Below are 16,029 nucleotides of genomic sequence, written 5' to 3' on the forward strand. Positions count from 1 at the left end.
GCATAGAAAAAAGGAGTACCTCCTCAAAACTCGAATAGAGTAGTTGTCCAGACAACTCAATGAGAAAGGTTGGTCTCCTCATGTACTCAATTCGTCAAGGCTGTTTGTTTTCCCTGCAAGATTTATTAGATTTAGAACCTACCCATCGTTTTGAAGCAATTTTTGAAGGCATTAATATTATGCCGCTACTCAAAATTGTATCGAAGAAGGTAAGAGATGGTGCTCCACAATCGCTTAATTATGCATCCATGATCTATTCACTGTTTGCCCGTATTTTAGAAGGCATTCCAACAATTAAACTTCTTGTTCGTCGATTGAAAAAAGATATGCTGTTCTTTTTAGACTGCGGTTTTGCTCTTTCGGATCGAGTTCCGTCTGAAGCCTCTTTTTCGTGTTTGGTCCAAAAAATGAAAACATCCAATGTGTTGAATGAAATGAACCATGAACTTCTTTTACATGCAATTAAAGAAGGCTTCATAGATGGTGAACATATTGCAATCGATGCTACCCACATTGAAGCGAGAGACCAGGCTCCACAAAAGCAAGAAAGTAAGGCGGAAGGACCTGTCAAAGAACCGAAGAAACGCGGTCGCAAGAAAAAAGAAGACGTGGAATCATGGAAAAAAGAACAAGAGCAAATTCAAAACGCACTTCCTCTTTTTGAACAGAAAATTGACAAACAATTAAACCACACGTTCGGTGAACTCCAGAAAGAGATGCCCTGTTCTCCTCGTTGGGGAATTAAGAAGAATTCCGAGAACAAACATGTTTACTGGTATGGATATAAGCTTCACCTGGCTGTAGAAACCAAAAGCCAATACATTCTTGTTAACCTGCTTTCTTCTGGGAACATGAATGATGCTAAAGCCGCCATTCCCTTGCTGAAAGGACTAGCTGAGCGATTTCCTCTCCTAAACATCACGAGAGTGATGGCGGATGCTGGCTATGATTACAAACCAATTTATGAACAAATTTATCGCATGAAGGCGGATAGTATTATTGCGTATAATAAACGCAATGAAGCACCACCTATCGGTGTTGACAAGCATTTTGCCCCTACATGTGTACGGGAACATTCCTATCGGTATGACAGCTATGATAAGAAATACGAGACGCTGAAATATTCCAGACCGAACGAATGTATAGATTGTCCGCTTGCGCATGATACGCTATGTCAAAAAATTATTAAAATCAAAAAGACAACGGATTTACGACGTTATCCTGCTCCATCACGAGGTAGTAAAGCATGGAAAAAGCTTTATAAAGAACGCACTTCTGTTGAACGAGTAAATGCCTATTTAAAAGAATATTTCCAGCTAAATAACCTACGATACCGCTCAGGAGAGCTTGGAAGAGTTCAAGTAGATTTAACATGCTTACTATTCAACGCTTGTAAAATTGCTGTTGACCGTATTAACACTAAATTAAATTGCAAAGCAGCGTAACAGATTACGACCTACGGTCGTTTTAAAATGAAAATGTTGAAATTCTGAGAGTCTTAGCATCCGAGCAAAAGTAATTATGAAATTGATTCAAATGTTAATTTAAACTCATTATCCCATTTGTAGTTGACTTTATCATTTTAATTCTCACTTATTCTTGTTGTTCACATCTGTGTGTTTTGAATCATTTTTTCCAGTTTTGGTGACAGAATCATCTACAAAAGGGCAAAAAACAACCTTGATTTTTGGGGGTGTTGCCCATTATGCCCCTGATCCTTATGGTGATGGATCCGCTACTCAAATGGCTGATATGGGTGGATGAATGAGGCAATATCTATGTGAGCAAATGATAAAGCTCTATCAACTAATGAAAGATAATAAGGCGACCATAACGGTCGCCTTCAGTTTGTCGAGAAACCCTTAATTTAAAATGCAATTTGTATAACGGGGTATAAAGTTCCAACATCAACCAAATAGAAGTATCTGGTTTTAGTTCTTGAACTATTGAGGATCTTTACTTGCAATAACAGGGCTGCTTCGTCATCTACAGGTACAGTGACACATAGAAGAAGCCTACGTCATAAGTTACTAAAGATCATATATTGCTGATTTATCCGAAAAAGAGGAGAGTATTCGATGGAAAACGTACCATGGAATCAAGCGGGGTACGGGTATGTGCCGCAGCCGATAAGGAATGATGGTGCCGGCGCGCCCGATTTCGGTCCGCGGGACGTCATGAGGGACCTTGAGAACCCCGATATGCTGGTTCCGCCGGTCACCGATGCCGGAACGATCCCCAACTTAAAGTTCTCATTCTCCGACACCTATATGCAGTTAAATCAGGGTGGCTGGTCAAGGGAAGTGACGGTTAGACAACTGCCGATAGCAACCACTCTTGCAGGTGTCAACATGAGTCTGACGCCGGGCGGCGTACGAGAGTTACATTGGCATCAGCAAGTAGAATGGGCTATCATGCTAGTGGGCAGGGCACGCATCACCGCGGTCGACCAGGACGGGCGAAACTTCATGGCTGATGTAGGACCGGGAGACTTGTGGTACTTTCCCCCCGGAATTCCACACTCGATTCAAGGCCTGGAGGAAGTCTGCGAGTTTTTGCTCGTCTTTGACGATGGACATTTCTCCGACCTTAATACTCTGTCCATCTCCGATTGGTTCGCACATACACCAAAGGACGTGCTGACGGCGAATTTCGGTGTACCGAAAAGCGCCTTTGCCCACATACCGAAAAAACAGCGATACATTTTCCAAGCAAAGGTGCCTGGACCCCTAGAAAGTCAGAAGGTACCTGATCCTTACGGTACTGTACCAAAGGCCTTTACACACCGGCTGCTTGAGCAGAAGCCGATTGTAACTCCGGGGGGAACCGTGCGCATAGTCGATTCCACCAACTTCCCCATTTCAACTAAAATTGCGGCAGCGCTGGTGGAACTGAAGCCGGGTGCAATGAGAGAAATGCATTGGCACCCAAATAACGATGAATGGCAGTATTACATCTCAGGAACGGGGCGCATGACGGTTTTTGCTGCCAATGGCACTGCCCGCACTTTCGATTACCGTGCCGGTGATGTAGGATATGTACCCTTCGCCTTCGGGCACTACATCCAGAACACCGGTAATGAAAGCCTATGGTTTCTAGAGATGTTCAAGAGTGACCGCTTTGAGGATGTGTCCCTGAACCAGTGGATGGCGCTGACTCCTCCAGAACTCGTACACGACAACTTGCATGTAGGACCACAACTGATAAATGCACTGCGGAAGGAAAAATGGTCTGTCGTCAAATACCCGGGCACTACAGGATATCCAGGCAGTTGTTAGACCCACTCAGTTACTTTAAACGCTGAGTGTGCCTATTTCTGTTGAAAACTTCTCGGATGAGTTATCTTTTTTAAAATGATGTTTTGTGTTTCTAGAATATGTTTTTAAGCATAGATTGCACCATTGGGTTTTTCAAAATATTTAAGATTTGGCTCGGATCCACATTGCCAAGTAAATTTTCTAGAAATCCATTTTTCTTACCATTGCTACTTGGGATTAAGTCTGAAAGGGAACCCTTACTGCTTATATCAGGTGCTTTTTTCCTTTTCAGGTCTGCAGCCGGGGGATTTTCAACACCGTCTGTATCCCCCTTATTACGCCGCTTCCTGGACTGTCTACTGTTTTTTTCGGTTAGATGCTGTTTAACCTCCGCTAATTCTTCCAGGATTTTTTCAAGTTTTTCTCTATTATTCTTTATCTCAATAAAATGGGTTTGTAATTCCTGTAGGATTTTTTCAAGTTTTTCCCTATTACCGTTTTCCTCCCTAACATGGTTCTCTATCTTATGCAGCGTATTCTTAATTTCTGATAATTGCTGGTTGATGATAGGCTGTTGTCTTCTCCGGTTTTGATTGTACTTTGGTTTTATGATAAAACACCTCCTTCCCTTTTATACTGACGTCTTTAATACCCATTCTATGTTGAAACGAAAATGATATAGATAGGGAATGCTAATTTGTTAACTTACAAAAGCAGAAAAAAGAGAGAACATGAGGAATGTAGTCATGATGAAAAAGTGTAAAATATAATTTTGCGGATAAAGGCTAGACGATAGAATGAGGTTTTTTCATGAAAGAGAGGAAGTAAGGATTATTCTAGTTTCTTTATCCTCCTTGCATTATCTTATATGGTTATGGAAATTAATTGATAAGAGCTGCTATTTTTAATAAGGAAAGTGTAAAATTACATAGCATAACGAATTACGTTTTGAGGTGCCGAAACATAAATCGTGCTAAAAACTTAAACGAAAAGGCCAGTCAATTAAAATATGTTAGCCGAGCTAAGTAAAAACTTAATTTGCAGTTTTTGATTTGGATCCCAAATTCCAAAAACTAAATATAATAGTGATCAAGCCGAGAATTACACTTGACCAAACCTCACCATTTGTTGATGTAAATGCAAATGGGAAAATGACAAACAAAACCCCAGTAATGGCTGAAACCCAGTTTTGCCAGACGCACCAACCAAGTTTGTCGTAACCCCAAAATGATACAACCAGCTGAATGAGCCCGAAAATCACATTTGACCAAACTGCTCAGGAATTATCCGAAAAACCCACAATCCAAGGTGCGATAATAAACCACACACCTATTAAAGCATTCACCGTACTCCTTGTTTTCATGATTGCACCTACTTATTTATAAATTTTTAAGAAGTCATTAAAGACGTTCTAAATTGCTAGATGATCACAAATTACCAAGCTTATGTGTAGATAAGGAATAAAACTTCGATCTGTAAATAAACAGATCAGATTCAATTATCAGCATCAAATTTTTTCTTGATTTCATCGATTTGATCTGGACTTCCTCCGAGGTACAATAACCTAGAAATCGTTGATTCGGAAGATTCTTCTTGAGCAAATTCCCTGAACTGTTGCACAAACTGGTTTAATTGGTCATCCGTAAACGTTTTGCCTGTTTGTTTTGCAACAAGATTAATTAATGTTTTTATGGTTTCATCGTCGTTCAAGCTTTCTTCCGGCACACTATTAATTAGTTTAATAATCATGTCTATATCCATGTTTACTTTCTCTCCTTTTAATGTAAGGTCAGGTACGATACCCGCACCTTTATTTGTATTCTTGTATAGTCTCGTACATTGTTTTATCTTCTAATTCAAGAAATATATAAGCATGGGGTGTGAAATTGGCTTCAAGGATCCACACTTTCCCATTGGTATCCAAACACATATCAAACCCAATCACTTTAATATTCGGATCTTGGCGATGAAGCTGATCTGCTGCCCATAATGCTAATTGGTCTAACTGGGATAGAATCGATTCAGGTGAGAGATGCTTTAAGGAGGAACGTTGGAGAGCGGTTTGAATCGCGAGTATAGTTGCGCCAAGGTTTATATTGGTTAATGCATACCCTAAGCTTGCTAATTTTGCTAGCTTCCCTGTCACTTTCCATGGAGAATCGTTTTTACGTTGTACCATGACTCTGATGTCAAAGGGGCGATTATCTATTTCTGCTAAAGGAATCTGATGTTGAACAATATACGTTTCGGATAGAATTTGACTTACTCGACCACGAGAAAAGTACGAAACAAAATCCCCTAAAATTTCCCTGGTTAAATACGAATAAAGGTCTTTACTTGTTACGACCTGTTTTATCAATTTAACTTGAACCCTAAAAGCTTCGTTTTCGTTTGCTTCGGAAGAGACGGTAATGATACCACGACCGCCACTGCCTTCTATTGGTTTAAGAATGACTGCACCATATTTTTTGAGTAACTCCCACAGGTGTTCCTCTGCCATAAATCGGGTCTCCGGTACAAAGGAATTCACCCGTTTATCTTCTTTCAAAACATTAAATTTTTCCAATTTGTTCATCGTTTTATCAATCACCCAATCAATTCCGAGATTACAATAATAACGAATTAAAGCTTCTATACCTTATATTTAAATTGACAAGTTCAGGTGCAAAAAAAAGACGGAATTCCACTCACAACCATTACTCACTATTTATCGGAGTGATAGGTAAAACGTTCATCCATCAAAGATTCAATATCTATAGAGGTTATGTCTCCCATTTTTGCAATTCCGGTCAGGGATAAGCAAAAATATTTCACTTTATCGTCCGCATAAGGACCAGCCATCCTACATCGATGATGTAGGATTGTTAATATATCGCTGCAACCGTTCCTTTACTTCACAGGGTTTTATTTGGGGGCGTCCAATCCCTTTTTTAGAACCTTGTGATATCTTCATATAGAGAAGCGTTAATTGTTTCGCTTCTTTCCATTCTTGGATGGAAGCCTTTAGCTCTTCCAAGTTATGAATATAAATTGATTTTGTATAGCCGCTTGCCGCCGCAATCTGAACAAAGTTCACATTGTCTGAAACGGTGCTTTGTCCGCCTGTTGAATCATATGTGTTGTTATCCAGTACAATATGAAGCATATTAGGTGGTTTGTAAAAGCCATTTGTAGCTAAACTTCCCATGCGCATGAGTAAAGAACCGTCTCCATCTATAACGATGAAGTCCATGTTTTTTCGGGTCAATGCCATTCCAAGGCCAAGTGAACTGGCACAACCCATTGAACCTACCATATATAAATTAGCGTTATGATCTTCTATTTGATACAATTCACGGCCTGTCTTTCCGGTTGTAGCGATTTGAACAGTTTTTTCATTCTTCAACGCATTTATGAGGGTCAATGCTTCATATCGGGAGGGCTTTTCATCAGGCTTATTTTTATTTACTTTAAATGGAGTGAAATTAGGAGAACTTAGTTCAGTACGTAGGGGCTCTTCGGAAAATGTTCCTTTTCGTACAACGAAGAAAAATGGCTTATTTCGTTCAATGTACGAATTGGCAAGTAATAGTTGGCTTTGGACTTCATTATTGTCACTGGCCAGATACCGCCACTCAATCTGCATGAGATCCAAAAGCTTAGTTGTCATATTTCCCATTAATTCATGCTGTGGCTCATCAGACAAACCCGGCTCTCCTCTTAGACTGACAAAACCGAGTAAAGGGATCTGAAACGGGTAGTTTAGCGATACTAAGGGTGATACTGCATTCGATAAACCTGAGTTTTGCATTAAAACGACGGACTTCCTCCCCCCGATCATCGCTCCGGATGCAATCGCTACCGCATCGCCTTCATTGGCAGCCCCCACATATTCACACTTATTAACGGCGTAATTAATAAGGCTTTTCAAGAAGGAACACGGAACCCCGGTATAAAATGTATAACCGATTTTTTGTAAATTATTTCCAAATAATTGGATATTAATCATACGCTGCATCCGAATCTTTCCCCTGAGGTAAATATCTTTTCTCCGCTTCTTTCAACTCTGCAGCATCTTGAAGTCTGAATACTTCGTTAATCGTTGCGATAGTACTTTCCACACCACTAAGAGTTTGTTCATTAAAAATTTGTCTCGATATTTTTTGCATGGCTATGATTGACGATCTTAAATTATGATTAGCCCAGATTACAACGTTAGCCCCCAATTGGCGGAATTTTTCTGTCGGTGTAGCATAATATTTTGTAGGAACGATTACTATTGGGAGCCTTCCCGCCCATTCTTTCATAAACGACTCTATTTCGGCTATATCCGTTCTTTTGCTGTGTATAAGAATGGCATCCGTTCCCGCTTTCCGATAAGCTTCCGCCCGCCGTAGCGCCTCTTTCAACCCCCAACCTGTAATAAATGCTTCCACCCTCGAAATCACCATGAAATTTTCATCACATTGTGTATCTTTCATGGCCTTAATTTTTCCGCAGAACTCATCAATATCGGCAAGCGGTTGTTTATCGCCTGCAATAAATGAATTTGTTTTCGGAAACAGCTTATCTTCGATACAGACGCCTGCGATGTTTCTTTGTTCGAGTTTCTTCACCAATCGACGTGCATTGTTGAAATTCCCGTAACCGGTATCGCCATCAAGCAATATCGGAATGGATGTGGCATCACTCATGAATTCCAATACGTCCAGCACTTGTGTCCAGGAAGCTTCATTGTTATCTCGTACTCCCATGGCTGCGGATATGGATAAACCGCTCGCCCAAATCCCTTTAAAACCTGTCTCTTCCACAATTTTGGCAGCCAATCCATTGTGGGCTTCCATCAAAAAATCTAAGCTTGACGAATAAATTAAATTCTTTAATTTGGATGTTTTTTCCATATAAGATTCCTTTCCTTTAAAGTTGAATAAATGGTTTAGTCATAGCTTATGAACATTTGTTTTAAAGCGTCCCAAATGAACGTAATTTATGCGATATCCTAAGCAGAACTGCACATTCTTCTCCTTTAAAAAACCATAAAAAAAGACCTCAGACATGTCTGCTTGATCTTACTCCCGTCAAGTAGACAGTATTTAAAAAAGCCTGCTTATGCAGCCTGAGTCGAAATTCGATAGGACTGAGGCTGTTTAATTTTGTCTGAATACGTTCATGATTAGAAAAATGTATGTACTTGTCAATTGCTTCTTTTACTTTATGAGAGGAGGAGAGTTCTTTGAAGTCAAACAATTCCGCTTTTAGATGTCCGATAAAGCTTTCAATACAGGCATTGTCTAAGCAGTTTCCCTTACGAGACATACTTGGCGGTCATGGTAACGGCGTGAGGTATATTGAAACCCTTGATCACTGTGGAGGAAGACCCCTGGCTGGAGCGATGTTTTACTGCGAGGCTGTAAAGTCCCGATTAAATTGGTTCGGATACGTTATAGACCTCTTTCTTCCCGAAATAACGCCATTTTTTGCGAATTTTCGCCTGAATGCCTAATTCTCTGATAAGACGGTATACCCGTTTTCAATTCACCATCAGTCTCATTCCATATGTTTTTCGAAGCCATGTAGTCATACGTAGATAGCCGTAAACCCCTTTTACTTGATGATAGCCCTGCAAGATTTTCTCTTTGGGATCCTGAACAGCGATAGCCCAGGCGGTTAAAGATGTTTGTCTTCTTTTCCACTTATAATATCCACCACATGACACTCGAGAGTGGAACACAACAGGGAAATCGGATAGCGAAAGGACAGTTTCTCAATGACGGTGTATGCCTGTGCCTGACTCCGTACTGATTTCACCTTTTTAATTCCCATAGCTTTTTTAAGTGTTCCACCTCTGCTCGTAAACGTTGGTTTTCCTCTTCTAAGCTTAATGGATTTTTTCGAGGACGCCCTCTGTGCAGACCTTTCGTTTTGCCTCGTTTTTCTTCAAGTCCCATTGTCCCCTCATTTTTGTAGTGGCGAACCCAACGCCGAATGACGGAAGAACTGATCCGTAGCTCATCCGAAATGGCATGGTATCCCATCTCCCCCTCCAGATACATTTGAACTACGTTTTATTTAAATCAGCTGAACACGTTTTGCGCTTTTCTCTCATAGAAAAATCCCCTCCAAGTACTACAGTAAAAGTCTTCTTTTCACTGTCTACCTAAAGGGGATAATATCAAACCGGTGGGCTTTCTTTACTTACATTCTAAATGTTATCGGATGTTATTTTCCACTTCTTATTTTTGTTACACTATACTTGCAATATTTTGATCGACAACATGGGGCTCGAAAGTATTTGTTGAACTAACACCATTAAAGTTTTCCATAAAATTAGCCGTATTACCGGAACCTGAACCCGAATTTGTTCTTGAACTACTTTTGGGAGAAATAATAAGGGATTCTTCCAATGTTATGAATGAACCATGGTCCATGGTTAATATATTTAGAAATCCAACGAATAAAGACATAGACATCACCCCTTATAAGGTTATTGCGTTATCTTACTTCTTAAATTTTATTACAGTACCTCTGCAATATTCTGATCAGCAATATGGGGTCGTTTAGTATTTGTTGAACTGGTTTCATTAAAGTTCTTCATAAAATTAGCCGTATTACCGAAACCTGAACCCGAATTCGAAGTTGAAGAGGCTTTGGGAGAAATAAGAACAGTTTTTTTCGTAATAATTGATGAACCGTTATCGATGGTTCCTATATTTATACCTCCAATGATTGTAGACATAGACATCACCCTTTCTAACTGGATTTAATAATTGTATACTATGATGACATTCCCTCAGAAGTTTGTAATTCAGTTTTAAAATTTGACTTTTTTTAATTTAGACAGAGTGATTAGCTATAATTCAGGGTTCAAATCTAAATTAAATAGTAACCCAATTTTCTCGATTCAAAAAACAAGGCAGTTCTCTACTCATTGGAGAGCTGCCTTGTTTACATTCTGCATGTTATCATACCTTCACAGTGTTTAGTTCTCGGAAATACATTTTTTGGGCGAACATACATGTCTTCCAAGCATATTCTGTAGGGAATGATGGGCCAAAACTATAAAAAAGGAGTGTGTTTTATGCATCAATATCCTTATACTGCGTATTCATATCCTCATGGGTATCATAGTCATCCATATTTAGAACAAGAGACCTTGGGAGTAACTGCACCTGTTGTTCACCACGGCTTAAAAGAAGCAAAAGTAATTTCCTATCAACATGCGCTACAACAAGCAGTAGCTATAAGCTATTTAATGGGGAAGGGATATAACTTTGTAACAGCATGGCAAATTGTAGAGTCATGGTGGAAACGTGGAGGCTTCAGGGAGCTAGAGCAAAGTTAAAATAAACTTACCGATTCACCTTGATACTTTTCTATTCAGATATAATTATGGTACTGTTTATCCATTTGGTAGGATAATAAGAAGCTAGGAGAAACGTATTAATGGTGTTAAGTTATGTATCTCATAAAACTTTGATGAACACTTCTCTTATATAAATAAGAGAACCAGTATTGGGACAGAAGCCCAGCTCAAATGAGCTAGGCTTCTTTATCCATAACTTGCTTCCATTAGTTACATGCACACGCAATAATAACTAACAGGATAAAAAGCACAAGAATGAACGCAAATTCCCCTTCTCTGAAAAATCCATCCATATTATCCCCTCCCAGTACCTATGATTAAATTACAATTCATAGTACGCACATGATTATGGACGAGTGTTAGACGAATATCATGAGCATTAAAATGGAATAGCCTCTTATTCAGAGTGAAATTAGTGGAGTGAACCCCCACTATCTTCCATCTCACATAGTGTGGTTAAACCACGCCTAGTCGTCGGTATGTTGGTTTCACCACTTGACCTCCACCAATGTTCTATTTCGCTTTCTTTAAGCGCCCCAAACTTCACTTCACGTATCTGAATCTGTGTATTCAAACCTGTTGACTTACACAGTCTGTATTGCCCGTATGCTGCTGCAAAATTCGTCCATTCGTCACGGTTTTCAAGATGCGTGTTGAGTGTTACAGGTAGGTATCCTGTTTGTATATTCGCTGCGTCCAGCTAGCCTTAGCCATCGTTATCTCCTTATTTTTGGATATTAGTATTACTCAACACTCTTATCGCCTCTAAAAGTACGGTTAGTTTTTCGTGATCCTCGTCGTCATAGTTCATAGCAATACGTTTTCTGAGTAAATCGACATCGCTACACAGCACTTCTATTGCGTAACTCAGATTTATCAGGGTTTTCACCTCCAAGTTTCAAGATAGTAAGAAGTCACCTATATCATCCGTTCACTTTGTTTTCACACGGAAAATTGCATACTATACCCCTGAGATTAATATCTCAACCGCTTGCAGTCATGATCTGGGTGTGGCGTAATAATGATTGCTTACCCCCTAAAACAATGGTATCAGGTAATAATTGTTTTGGGGAGATAAGGATTAATAACATGATATGCATAAATAAGGGACAAGTGTTAGGTTCTTGTCCTTTATTTGTGAATTTGTTCGTTTTACAAGCAATTTTGGTCGTCATTAATAACGTTTTACTTAGGTAGCGCCGAAGCCCCTGCGATACGATCCTCACCACCTGCAGTCAACGGCCGAAAGGAGTTGAGTCCATTCAATTCTAGCATTTACCCCTACAGGAACTCTACTCAGGGATGGTTTTGAAGATGAACTGGGTAAAAGAAAAGCCGCCCCTCTATTGAGAAGCGACCCTTGTCTTATACTTCCTTGCGTCCAGCATAACACGGCCTGATTTGATTCCGCAAAAAACGTCCAGAATGTAAAAGTCTAAAATGTAAAGTAAAAACGGATAGATAAAAAGTAAAAATGAATTTCTGTATTATTTGTAATAATTTTTCACCTAAAGCAACTCGCGACTCGCTTTACCTATACCTGCTTTAAATTGAACCATTTGCTCATACGATGGCCACTCTCCATTTTCAATGATTATTTCATTCTCGTGTATCGTTTGGCGGCTCACATCTAACCTGAGCAATCTGGAATATCATATCTCCGTCCAAAATGCCTTCGGCTACCGCCCGTTCTCTCTGGTCACGTAATTACGAAATTGAAACAGAAATGTCGAACATGAATCTTATGAAATAGCCATGACACCAGTTGAAACACTTCTACATAACTTGTTATGTCACCAAAAAAACTCATGCTTCTCCAACAAACCTCTTTTATCCAAAGGGGTTTGTTGCGTTCAGTGTGATTATTAAAACGTACCGGACATTCATTCGCAATAGTAAAATAGGGAATGGCCTTAGCACTCGTTTATATCCTTCTACATAGCTTGTTAGTATCCTACGAGCAGGATAAAGAGTACAAGAATTGCACCGAAAAACCTGATATGCCACCCACCCAAAAGCCTCTTTTTAATAAAAAGGGGTTTTTGGTATTCCCTGATCTATTTGATTTTTAAACTATGGGCATTCGCCTAGCACTAGTCCATAGGCAGATGCGTAGTATGAAATTGTAATTGAATCTTTGTCCATGGAAGGAGATAGTATGAGTTTCTTTGGTGAAAGAGAGGAATTTTCGATCATTCTTGTGCTCTTTATTCTGTTGATCATTATCGTGTGTGCATGTGGCAATTAATGTGATCACCAAGTAGGAGGATGAACATGGAAGGAAGATATAGGCATCATTTAGCAAAATCTATGTACCACTATGAAAAATTTGTGTATCACCTGGAAAAATGCTTGTATTATGAATCTGGTTATATGTACCCAATGTATGCACCAACAGCTGTATCACCGGCGTACGCACCGCCAGTAAATGCACCGATGGCACCTTATGCACCAACAGCTGTGTCACCGGCGTACGCACCGTCAGCAAATGTACCGATGGCACCCTATGTACCAACAGCTGTATCACCGGCGTACGCACCGTCAGCAAATGTACCGATGGCACCTTATGCACCAACAGCTGTGTCACCGGCGTACGCACCGTCAGCAAATGTACCGATGGCACCCTATGCACCAACAGCTGTGTCACCGGCGTACGCACCGTCAGCAAATGTACCGATGGCACCCTATACGCCAACAGCTGTATCACCAGCGTATGCACCGCCGCATGCACTAAAGGGTAAAGGTGATAGTAGTAGTTTTTAATCTAATAAAAATCCGATCTAATTCACTCCTAGATCGGATTTTTACAAATGAATCAATTTCATAACTCAAATCCTTTGAACCGTAAGGTTCAATGGGCATGAAAAAAAGGAGTACCTCCCCAAATCTCGAATAGAGTAGTTGCTCAGACAACTCAATGAGAAAGGTGGTCTCCTCATGTACTCTATTCGTCAAGGTCATTTGTTTTCCCTGCAAGATTTGTTAGATTTAGAACCCACCGAACGTTACACAGCGATTTTTGAAGGCATTAATATTATGCCACTGCTTAAAATCACGTCAAAGAACACATGTGAAGGTGCCCCTCAGTCGCTTAACTATCCAGCAATGGTTTATTCTATGCTGGCTCGTATTTTAGAAGGGATCCCAACCATAAAACTTCTTGTTCGCCGTTTAAAACAAGATGTTCTTTTCCTTCTGGATTGCGGTTTTTCCCTTTCCGATCGGGTGCCATCTGAATCTTCTTTCTCACGTTTGATTCGAAAAATTAAAACCTCAAACGTGTTGGCCGAGATGAACCATCAACTTCTTTCCCAAACGATGGAAGAAGGTTTTATTGATGGTAGCCATATTGCCATTGATGCTACGCATATAGAGGCCCGAGATCAAGCTCCACAAAAGGATGAAGTGGAAAAGAAACCCGATGTCAAAGAACCGAAAAAACGAGGCCGCAAAAAGAAAGAAGACTATGAAGCCTGGAAAAAAGAGCAGGAAGAAATCCAAAACAACCTGCCTATTTTTGAGCAGAAAATCGAAAAACAATTGGATTACACCTTCGATGAGCTTCAAAAACAAATGCCAAACGCTCCCAGGTGGGGAATTAAGAAGAACTCCGAAAATAAAAACGTTTTTTGGTATGGCTACAAACTTCACTTAGCTGTAGAAACGAAAAGTCAGTACATTTTAGGGCATTTGCTTTCTTCAGGAAACATGAACGATGCCAAAGCTGCGATTCCACTATTAAAAGGGATAGCTGAGCGTTTTCCTATTCTGAACATCACGAAAGTGATGGCAGACGCTGGTTATGATTACAACCCGATTTATGAGCAGGTTTATCGCATGAAAGCGGACGGTATCATTGCCTATAATAAGCGGAACGAAGCGCCACCTATCGGTGTCGATAAGTATTTTGCACCGACCTGTGTCCGCGAGTATTCCTACCGTTATGACAGCTATGATAAAAAATACGAAACACTAAAGTATACAAGACCGAAGGAATGTAAGGACTGCCCGCTCGTTCACGACACGCTATGTCAAAAGAGCATGAAAATCAAAAAAACAGCAGATTTGCGCCGGTATCCAGCTCCCGCTCGTGGAAGTAAGTCATGGAAAGAGCTTTATAAGGAACGTACTTCTGTAGAACGAGTGAACGCGTACTTGAAGGAATATTTTCAGCTGAACAATATCCGATATCGTTCTGGAGAATTAGCGAAAGTCCATGTTGATTTACTGTGCCTATTGTTTAATGCTTCTAAATTAGCTGTTGATCGTATCAACACCCAATTGAGCGTCAAAGCCGCTTAACAGAACGCGACCTCCGGTCGTTTTTTAAATGAATACAAAAATTCTGTAGGTATTGAGATTTTTAAAAAGCAATTATGAAATTGATTCAAATATAAATTTTTATTGAATAAGTTTTTATGGCTTCGTAGGAACAAGACATAACGTGATATTAGATGGATAATTCAGGTAATACCCCAGCAATGTGTAATGCCTTTTTAGTTGGTAATCTTGTAACGCCTATTCCTTGTTATAAAAGCCATAGCGTTTTTTATAATGGGTTAGAGGCCAAAACTACATTACCAGGGGGGCTATTTAAATCCTGAACAACATTTGAAGAGATATTATCCTGAGATGTTATAAAGTGAATTGCTTAGGATACATCCAGGAATTATAATGGTATAAATAAACAGATGTTAGTCCAGCGTTTTGACTTTAATACCGAAAAGGAAGGTGAATTTCATGCAAGAGCATGAATCAAGGGAAGAGCAAATTAAAGAAGAGAAATTTGAAAAAGAGTTCAATCCTGAAGCCTTCGACGTTATTAAACGATTGTATGATAAAACCTTCAGAGAACTGGTCGATAGATGATCTATATAACAAAAGAAACCGCAATCGAAATTAACAGGCAAATGATTGAGCTCTATAGTAAAGGTGAAATCGTAGGAGTAAAAGATGAATCTCTGCTTGAAAGTGCTATTCATCGGCCATTACAGACAATGTTTGGTCAGTCACTTTACAAAGAAATCTTCGACAAAGCTACCGCTTTGTTTGAGTCGATTGCTAAAAATCATGTCTTTCACAGCTAATAAACGTACTGCTTTTGCGTGTATGGCATATTTCTTATTCGTAAATGGTTATATTTTAGTGATGAATGAAGAAAAAGCGTCCGATTTAACAGTAAATCTTGTTGTAGGACAAATTACTTTCAAAGAGGTCTCAATGACATTAAGAAAACACTCATACCGAAAAAGTTCTCAATAAACAAAAGCCGGGTGTGGGCTCAGCTCATACAGAAATGAAAATGCCTTGGTAAAATTATAGGGAGGTACAAACAAAGGGGATATATCTACCCTCCCATTTCTTCAAGAACACCTAGATTGCAAGCATGTTTGACATTAGTTCAGTGTTTGGTATCATACGATACTCGTA

17 protein-coding genes and 1 pseudogene are annotated in these 16,029 nt (G+C 39.7%); 8 read left to right on the forward strand and 10 right to left on the reverse strand.

The features are described from left to right. Positions 1-80: 80 nt before the first annotated feature. Positions 81-1,445 (forward strand): transposase, encoded by a 1,365-nt coding sequence (locus PP175_RS13670; RefSeq protein ID WP_272438904.1) that lies wholly within the window; start codon positions 81-83, stop codon positions 1,443-1,445. 633 nt (positions 1,446-2,078) lie between these two features. Then, entirely contained in the window at positions 2,079-3,278 is a 1,200-nt protein-coding gene (locus PP175_RS13675; RefSeq protein WP_272438905.1) for an oxalate decarboxylase family bicupin, read from the forward strand. A 1,012-nt stretch (positions 3,279-4,290) separates the two neighbouring features. Here the strand turns inward: PP175_RS13675 and PP175_RS29970 are convergent. The 9 genes and pseudogenes from PP175_RS29970 to PP175_RS13710 all read right to left on the reverse strand — a co-directional run. After that, positions 4,291-4,521 (reverse strand): annotated as a pseudogene (locus tag PP175_RS29970) (SPW repeat domain-containing protein); the annotation flags it as partial. A 230-nt stretch (positions 4,522-4,751) separates the two neighbouring features. Next, positions 4,752-5,018 (reverse strand): stage VI sporulation protein F, encoded by a 267-nt coding sequence (locus tag PP175_RS13680; protein WP_272438906.1) that lies wholly within the window; start codon positions 5,016-5,018, stop codon positions 4,752-4,754. Between the two features lie 49 nt (positions 5,019-5,067). After that, positions 5,068-5,847: a YheC/YheD family protein gene (locus PP175_RS13685; protein ID WP_272438907.1), complete on the reverse strand. Its 780-nt coding sequence runs from the start codon at positions 5,845-5,847 to the stop codon at positions 5,068-5,070. Positions 5,848-6,099: 252 nt separating this feature from the next. Beyond that, positions 6,100-7,245, reverse strand: coding sequence for a phosphonopyruvate decarboxylase (gene aepY / locus PP175_RS13690; RefSeq protein WP_272443264.1), 1,146 nt, complete (start codon positions 7,243-7,245; stop codon positions 6,100-6,102). Further along, positions 7,238-8,137: a phosphoenolpyruvate mutase gene (aepX, locus tag PP175_RS13695; RefSeq protein ID WP_272438908.1), complete on the reverse strand. Its 900-nt coding sequence runs from the start codon at positions 8,135-8,137 to the stop codon at positions 7,238-7,240. The genes aepY and aepX overlap by 8 nt, the downstream gene beginning before the upstream one ends. 148 nt (positions 8,138-8,285) lie before the next feature. Continuing rightward, positions 8,286-8,552 carry an IS3 family transposase gene (locus PP175_RS29975; protein WP_442870377.1) on the reverse strand — a complete coding sequence of 89 codons (267 nt, stop codon included), beginning with the start codon at positions 8,550-8,552 and terminating at the stop codon, positions 8,286-8,288. 488 nt (positions 8,553-9,040) lie between these two features. Beyond that, entirely contained in the window at positions 9,041-9,289 is a 249-nt protein-coding gene (locus PP175_RS13700; protein ID WP_272438909.1) for a transposase, read from the reverse strand. Positions 9,290-9,478: 189 nt separating this feature from the next. Beyond that, the gene (locus PP175_RS13705) at positions 9,479-9,700 is read right to left on the reverse strand and encodes a spore germination protein (protein ID WP_272438910.1); all 222 of its coding nucleotides are present in this window, start codon (positions 9,698-9,700) and stop codon (positions 9,479-9,481) included. Positions 9,701-9,750: 50 nt separating this feature from the next. After that, positions 9,751-9,972: a spore germination protein gene (locus PP175_RS13710; protein ID WP_272438911.1), complete on the reverse strand. Its 222-nt coding sequence runs from the start codon at positions 9,970-9,972 to the stop codon at positions 9,751-9,753. Positions 9,973-10,314: 342 nt separating this feature from the next. Here PP175_RS13710 and PP175_RS13715 point away from each other — a divergent pair, with 342 nt between their 5' ends. Then, positions 10,315-10,578, forward strand: coding sequence for a hypothetical protein (locus tag PP175_RS13715; RefSeq protein WP_272438912.1), 264 nt, complete (start codon positions 10,315-10,317; stop codon positions 10,576-10,578). A 227-nt stretch (positions 10,579-10,805) separates the two neighbouring features. Here the strand turns inward: PP175_RS13715 and PP175_RS13720 are convergent, their stop codons facing one another. Then, positions 10,806-10,892: a YjcZ family sporulation protein gene (locus PP175_RS13720; RefSeq protein ID WP_272443265.1), complete on the reverse strand. Its 87-nt coding sequence runs from the start codon at positions 10,890-10,892 to the stop codon at positions 10,806-10,808. A 1,865-nt stretch (positions 10,893-12,757) separates the two neighbouring features. Here PP175_RS13720 and yjcZ point away from each other — a divergent pair. The 5 genes from yjcZ (at position 12,758) to PP175_RS13745 (ending at position 15,686) form a co-directional block, all read left to right on the forward strand. Then, a complete protein-coding gene (gene yjcZ / locus PP175_RS13725; RefSeq protein WP_272438913.1) occupies positions 12,758-12,847 on the forward strand; it encodes a sporulation protein YjcZ in 90 nt (29 codons plus the stop codon). A 26-nt stretch (positions 12,848-12,873) separates the two neighbouring features. Next, the gene (locus tag PP175_RS13730; protein ID WP_272438914.1) at positions 12,874-13,362 is read left to right on the forward strand and encodes a hypothetical protein; all 489 of its coding nucleotides are present in this window, start codon (positions 12,874-12,876) and stop codon (positions 13,360-13,362) included. Positions 13,363-13,536: 174 nt separating this feature from the next. Continuing rightward, a complete protein-coding gene (locus PP175_RS13735; RefSeq protein WP_272438915.1) occupies positions 13,537-14,901 on the forward strand; it encodes a transposase in 1,365 nt (454 codons plus the stop codon). Between the two features lie 438 nt (positions 14,902-15,339). Beyond that, on the forward strand, positions 15,340-15,468 hold the full coding sequence (locus tag PP175_RS13740) for a hypothetical protein (protein ID WP_272438916.1): 129 nt from the start codon (positions 15,340-15,342) through the stop codon (positions 15,466-15,468). Then, a complete protein-coding gene (locus tag PP175_RS13745) occupies positions 15,465-15,686 on the forward strand; it encodes a type II toxin-antitoxin system death-on-curing family toxin (protein WP_272438917.1) in 222 nt (73 codons plus the stop codon). Before PP175_RS13740 ends, PP175_RS13745 begins: the two co-directional genes overlap by 4 nt. The last annotated feature ends 343 nt before the right edge of the window (positions 15,687-16,029 follow it).

This window comes from Aneurinibacillus sp. Ricciae_BoGa-3 (assembly GCF_028421645.1).
GTDB lineage: Bacteria > Bacillota > Bacilli > Aneurinibacillales > Aneurinibacillaceae > Aneurinibacillus_B.

What these genes read in the sequence shown, in the direction of transcription:
- PP175_RS13670 (WP_272438904.1), top strand. Translation starts at nt 81, where the DNA reads ATGTACTCAATTCGTCAAGGCTGTTTGTTTTCCCTGCAAGATTTATTA.
- PP175_RS13675 (WP_272438905.1), top strand. Translation starts at nt 2,079, where the DNA reads ATGGAAAACGTACCATGGAATCAAGCGGGGTACGGGTATGTGCCGCAG.
- PP175_RS13680 (WP_272438906.1), bottom strand. Translation starts at nt 5,018, where the DNA reads ATGGATATAGACATGATTATTAAACTAATTAATAGTGTGCCGGAAGAA.
- aepY (WP_272443264.1), bottom strand. Translation starts at nt 7,245, where the DNA reads ATGATTAATATCCAATTATTTGGAAATAATTTACAAAAAATCGGTTAT.
- aepX (WP_272438908.1), bottom strand. Translation starts at nt 8,137, where the DNA reads ATGGAAAAAACATCCAAATTAAAGAATTTAATTTATTCGTCAAGCTTA.
- PP175_RS29975 (WP_442870377.1), bottom strand. Translation starts at nt 8,552, where the DNA reads ATGTCTCGTAAGGGAAACTGCTTAGACAATGCCTGTATTGAAAGCTTT.
- PP175_RS13700 (WP_272438909.1), bottom strand. Translation starts at nt 9,289, where the DNA reads ATGTATCTGGAGGGGGAGATGGGATACCATGCCATTTCGGATGAGCTA.
- PP175_RS13705 (WP_272438910.1), bottom strand. Translation starts at nt 9,700, where the DNA reads ATGTCTTTATTCGTTGGATTTCTAAATATATTAACCATGGACCATGGT.
- PP175_RS13710 (WP_272438911.1), bottom strand. Translation starts at nt 9,972, where the DNA reads ATGTCTACAATCATTGGAGGTATAAATATAGGAACCATCGATAACGGT.
- PP175_RS13715 (WP_272438912.1), top strand. Translation starts at nt 10,315, where the DNA reads ATGCATCAATATCCTTATACTGCGTATTCATATCCTCATGGGTATCAT.
- PP175_RS13720 (WP_272443265.1), bottom strand. Translation starts at nt 10,892, where the DNA reads ATGGATGGATTTTTCAGAGAAGGGGAATTTGCGTTCATTCTTGTGCTT.
- yjcZ (WP_272438913.1), top strand. Translation starts at nt 12,758, where the DNA reads ATGAGTTTCTTTGGTGAAAGAGAGGAATTTTCGATCATTCTTGTGCTC.
- PP175_RS13730 (WP_272438914.1), top strand. Translation starts at nt 12,874, where the DNA reads ATGGAAGGAAGATATAGGCATCATTTAGCAAAATCTATGTACCACTAT.
- PP175_RS13735 (WP_272438915.1), top strand. Translation starts at nt 13,537, where the DNA reads ATGTACTCTATTCGTCAAGGTCATTTGTTTTCCCTGCAAGATTTGTTA.
- PP175_RS13740 (WP_272438916.1), top strand. Translation starts at nt 15,340, where the DNA reads ATGCAAGAGCATGAATCAAGGGAAGAGCAAATTAAAGAAGAGAAATTT.
- PP175_RS13745 (WP_272438917.1), top strand. Translation starts at nt 15,465, where the DNA reads ATGATCTATATAACAAAAGAAACCGCAATCGAAATTAACAGGCAAATG.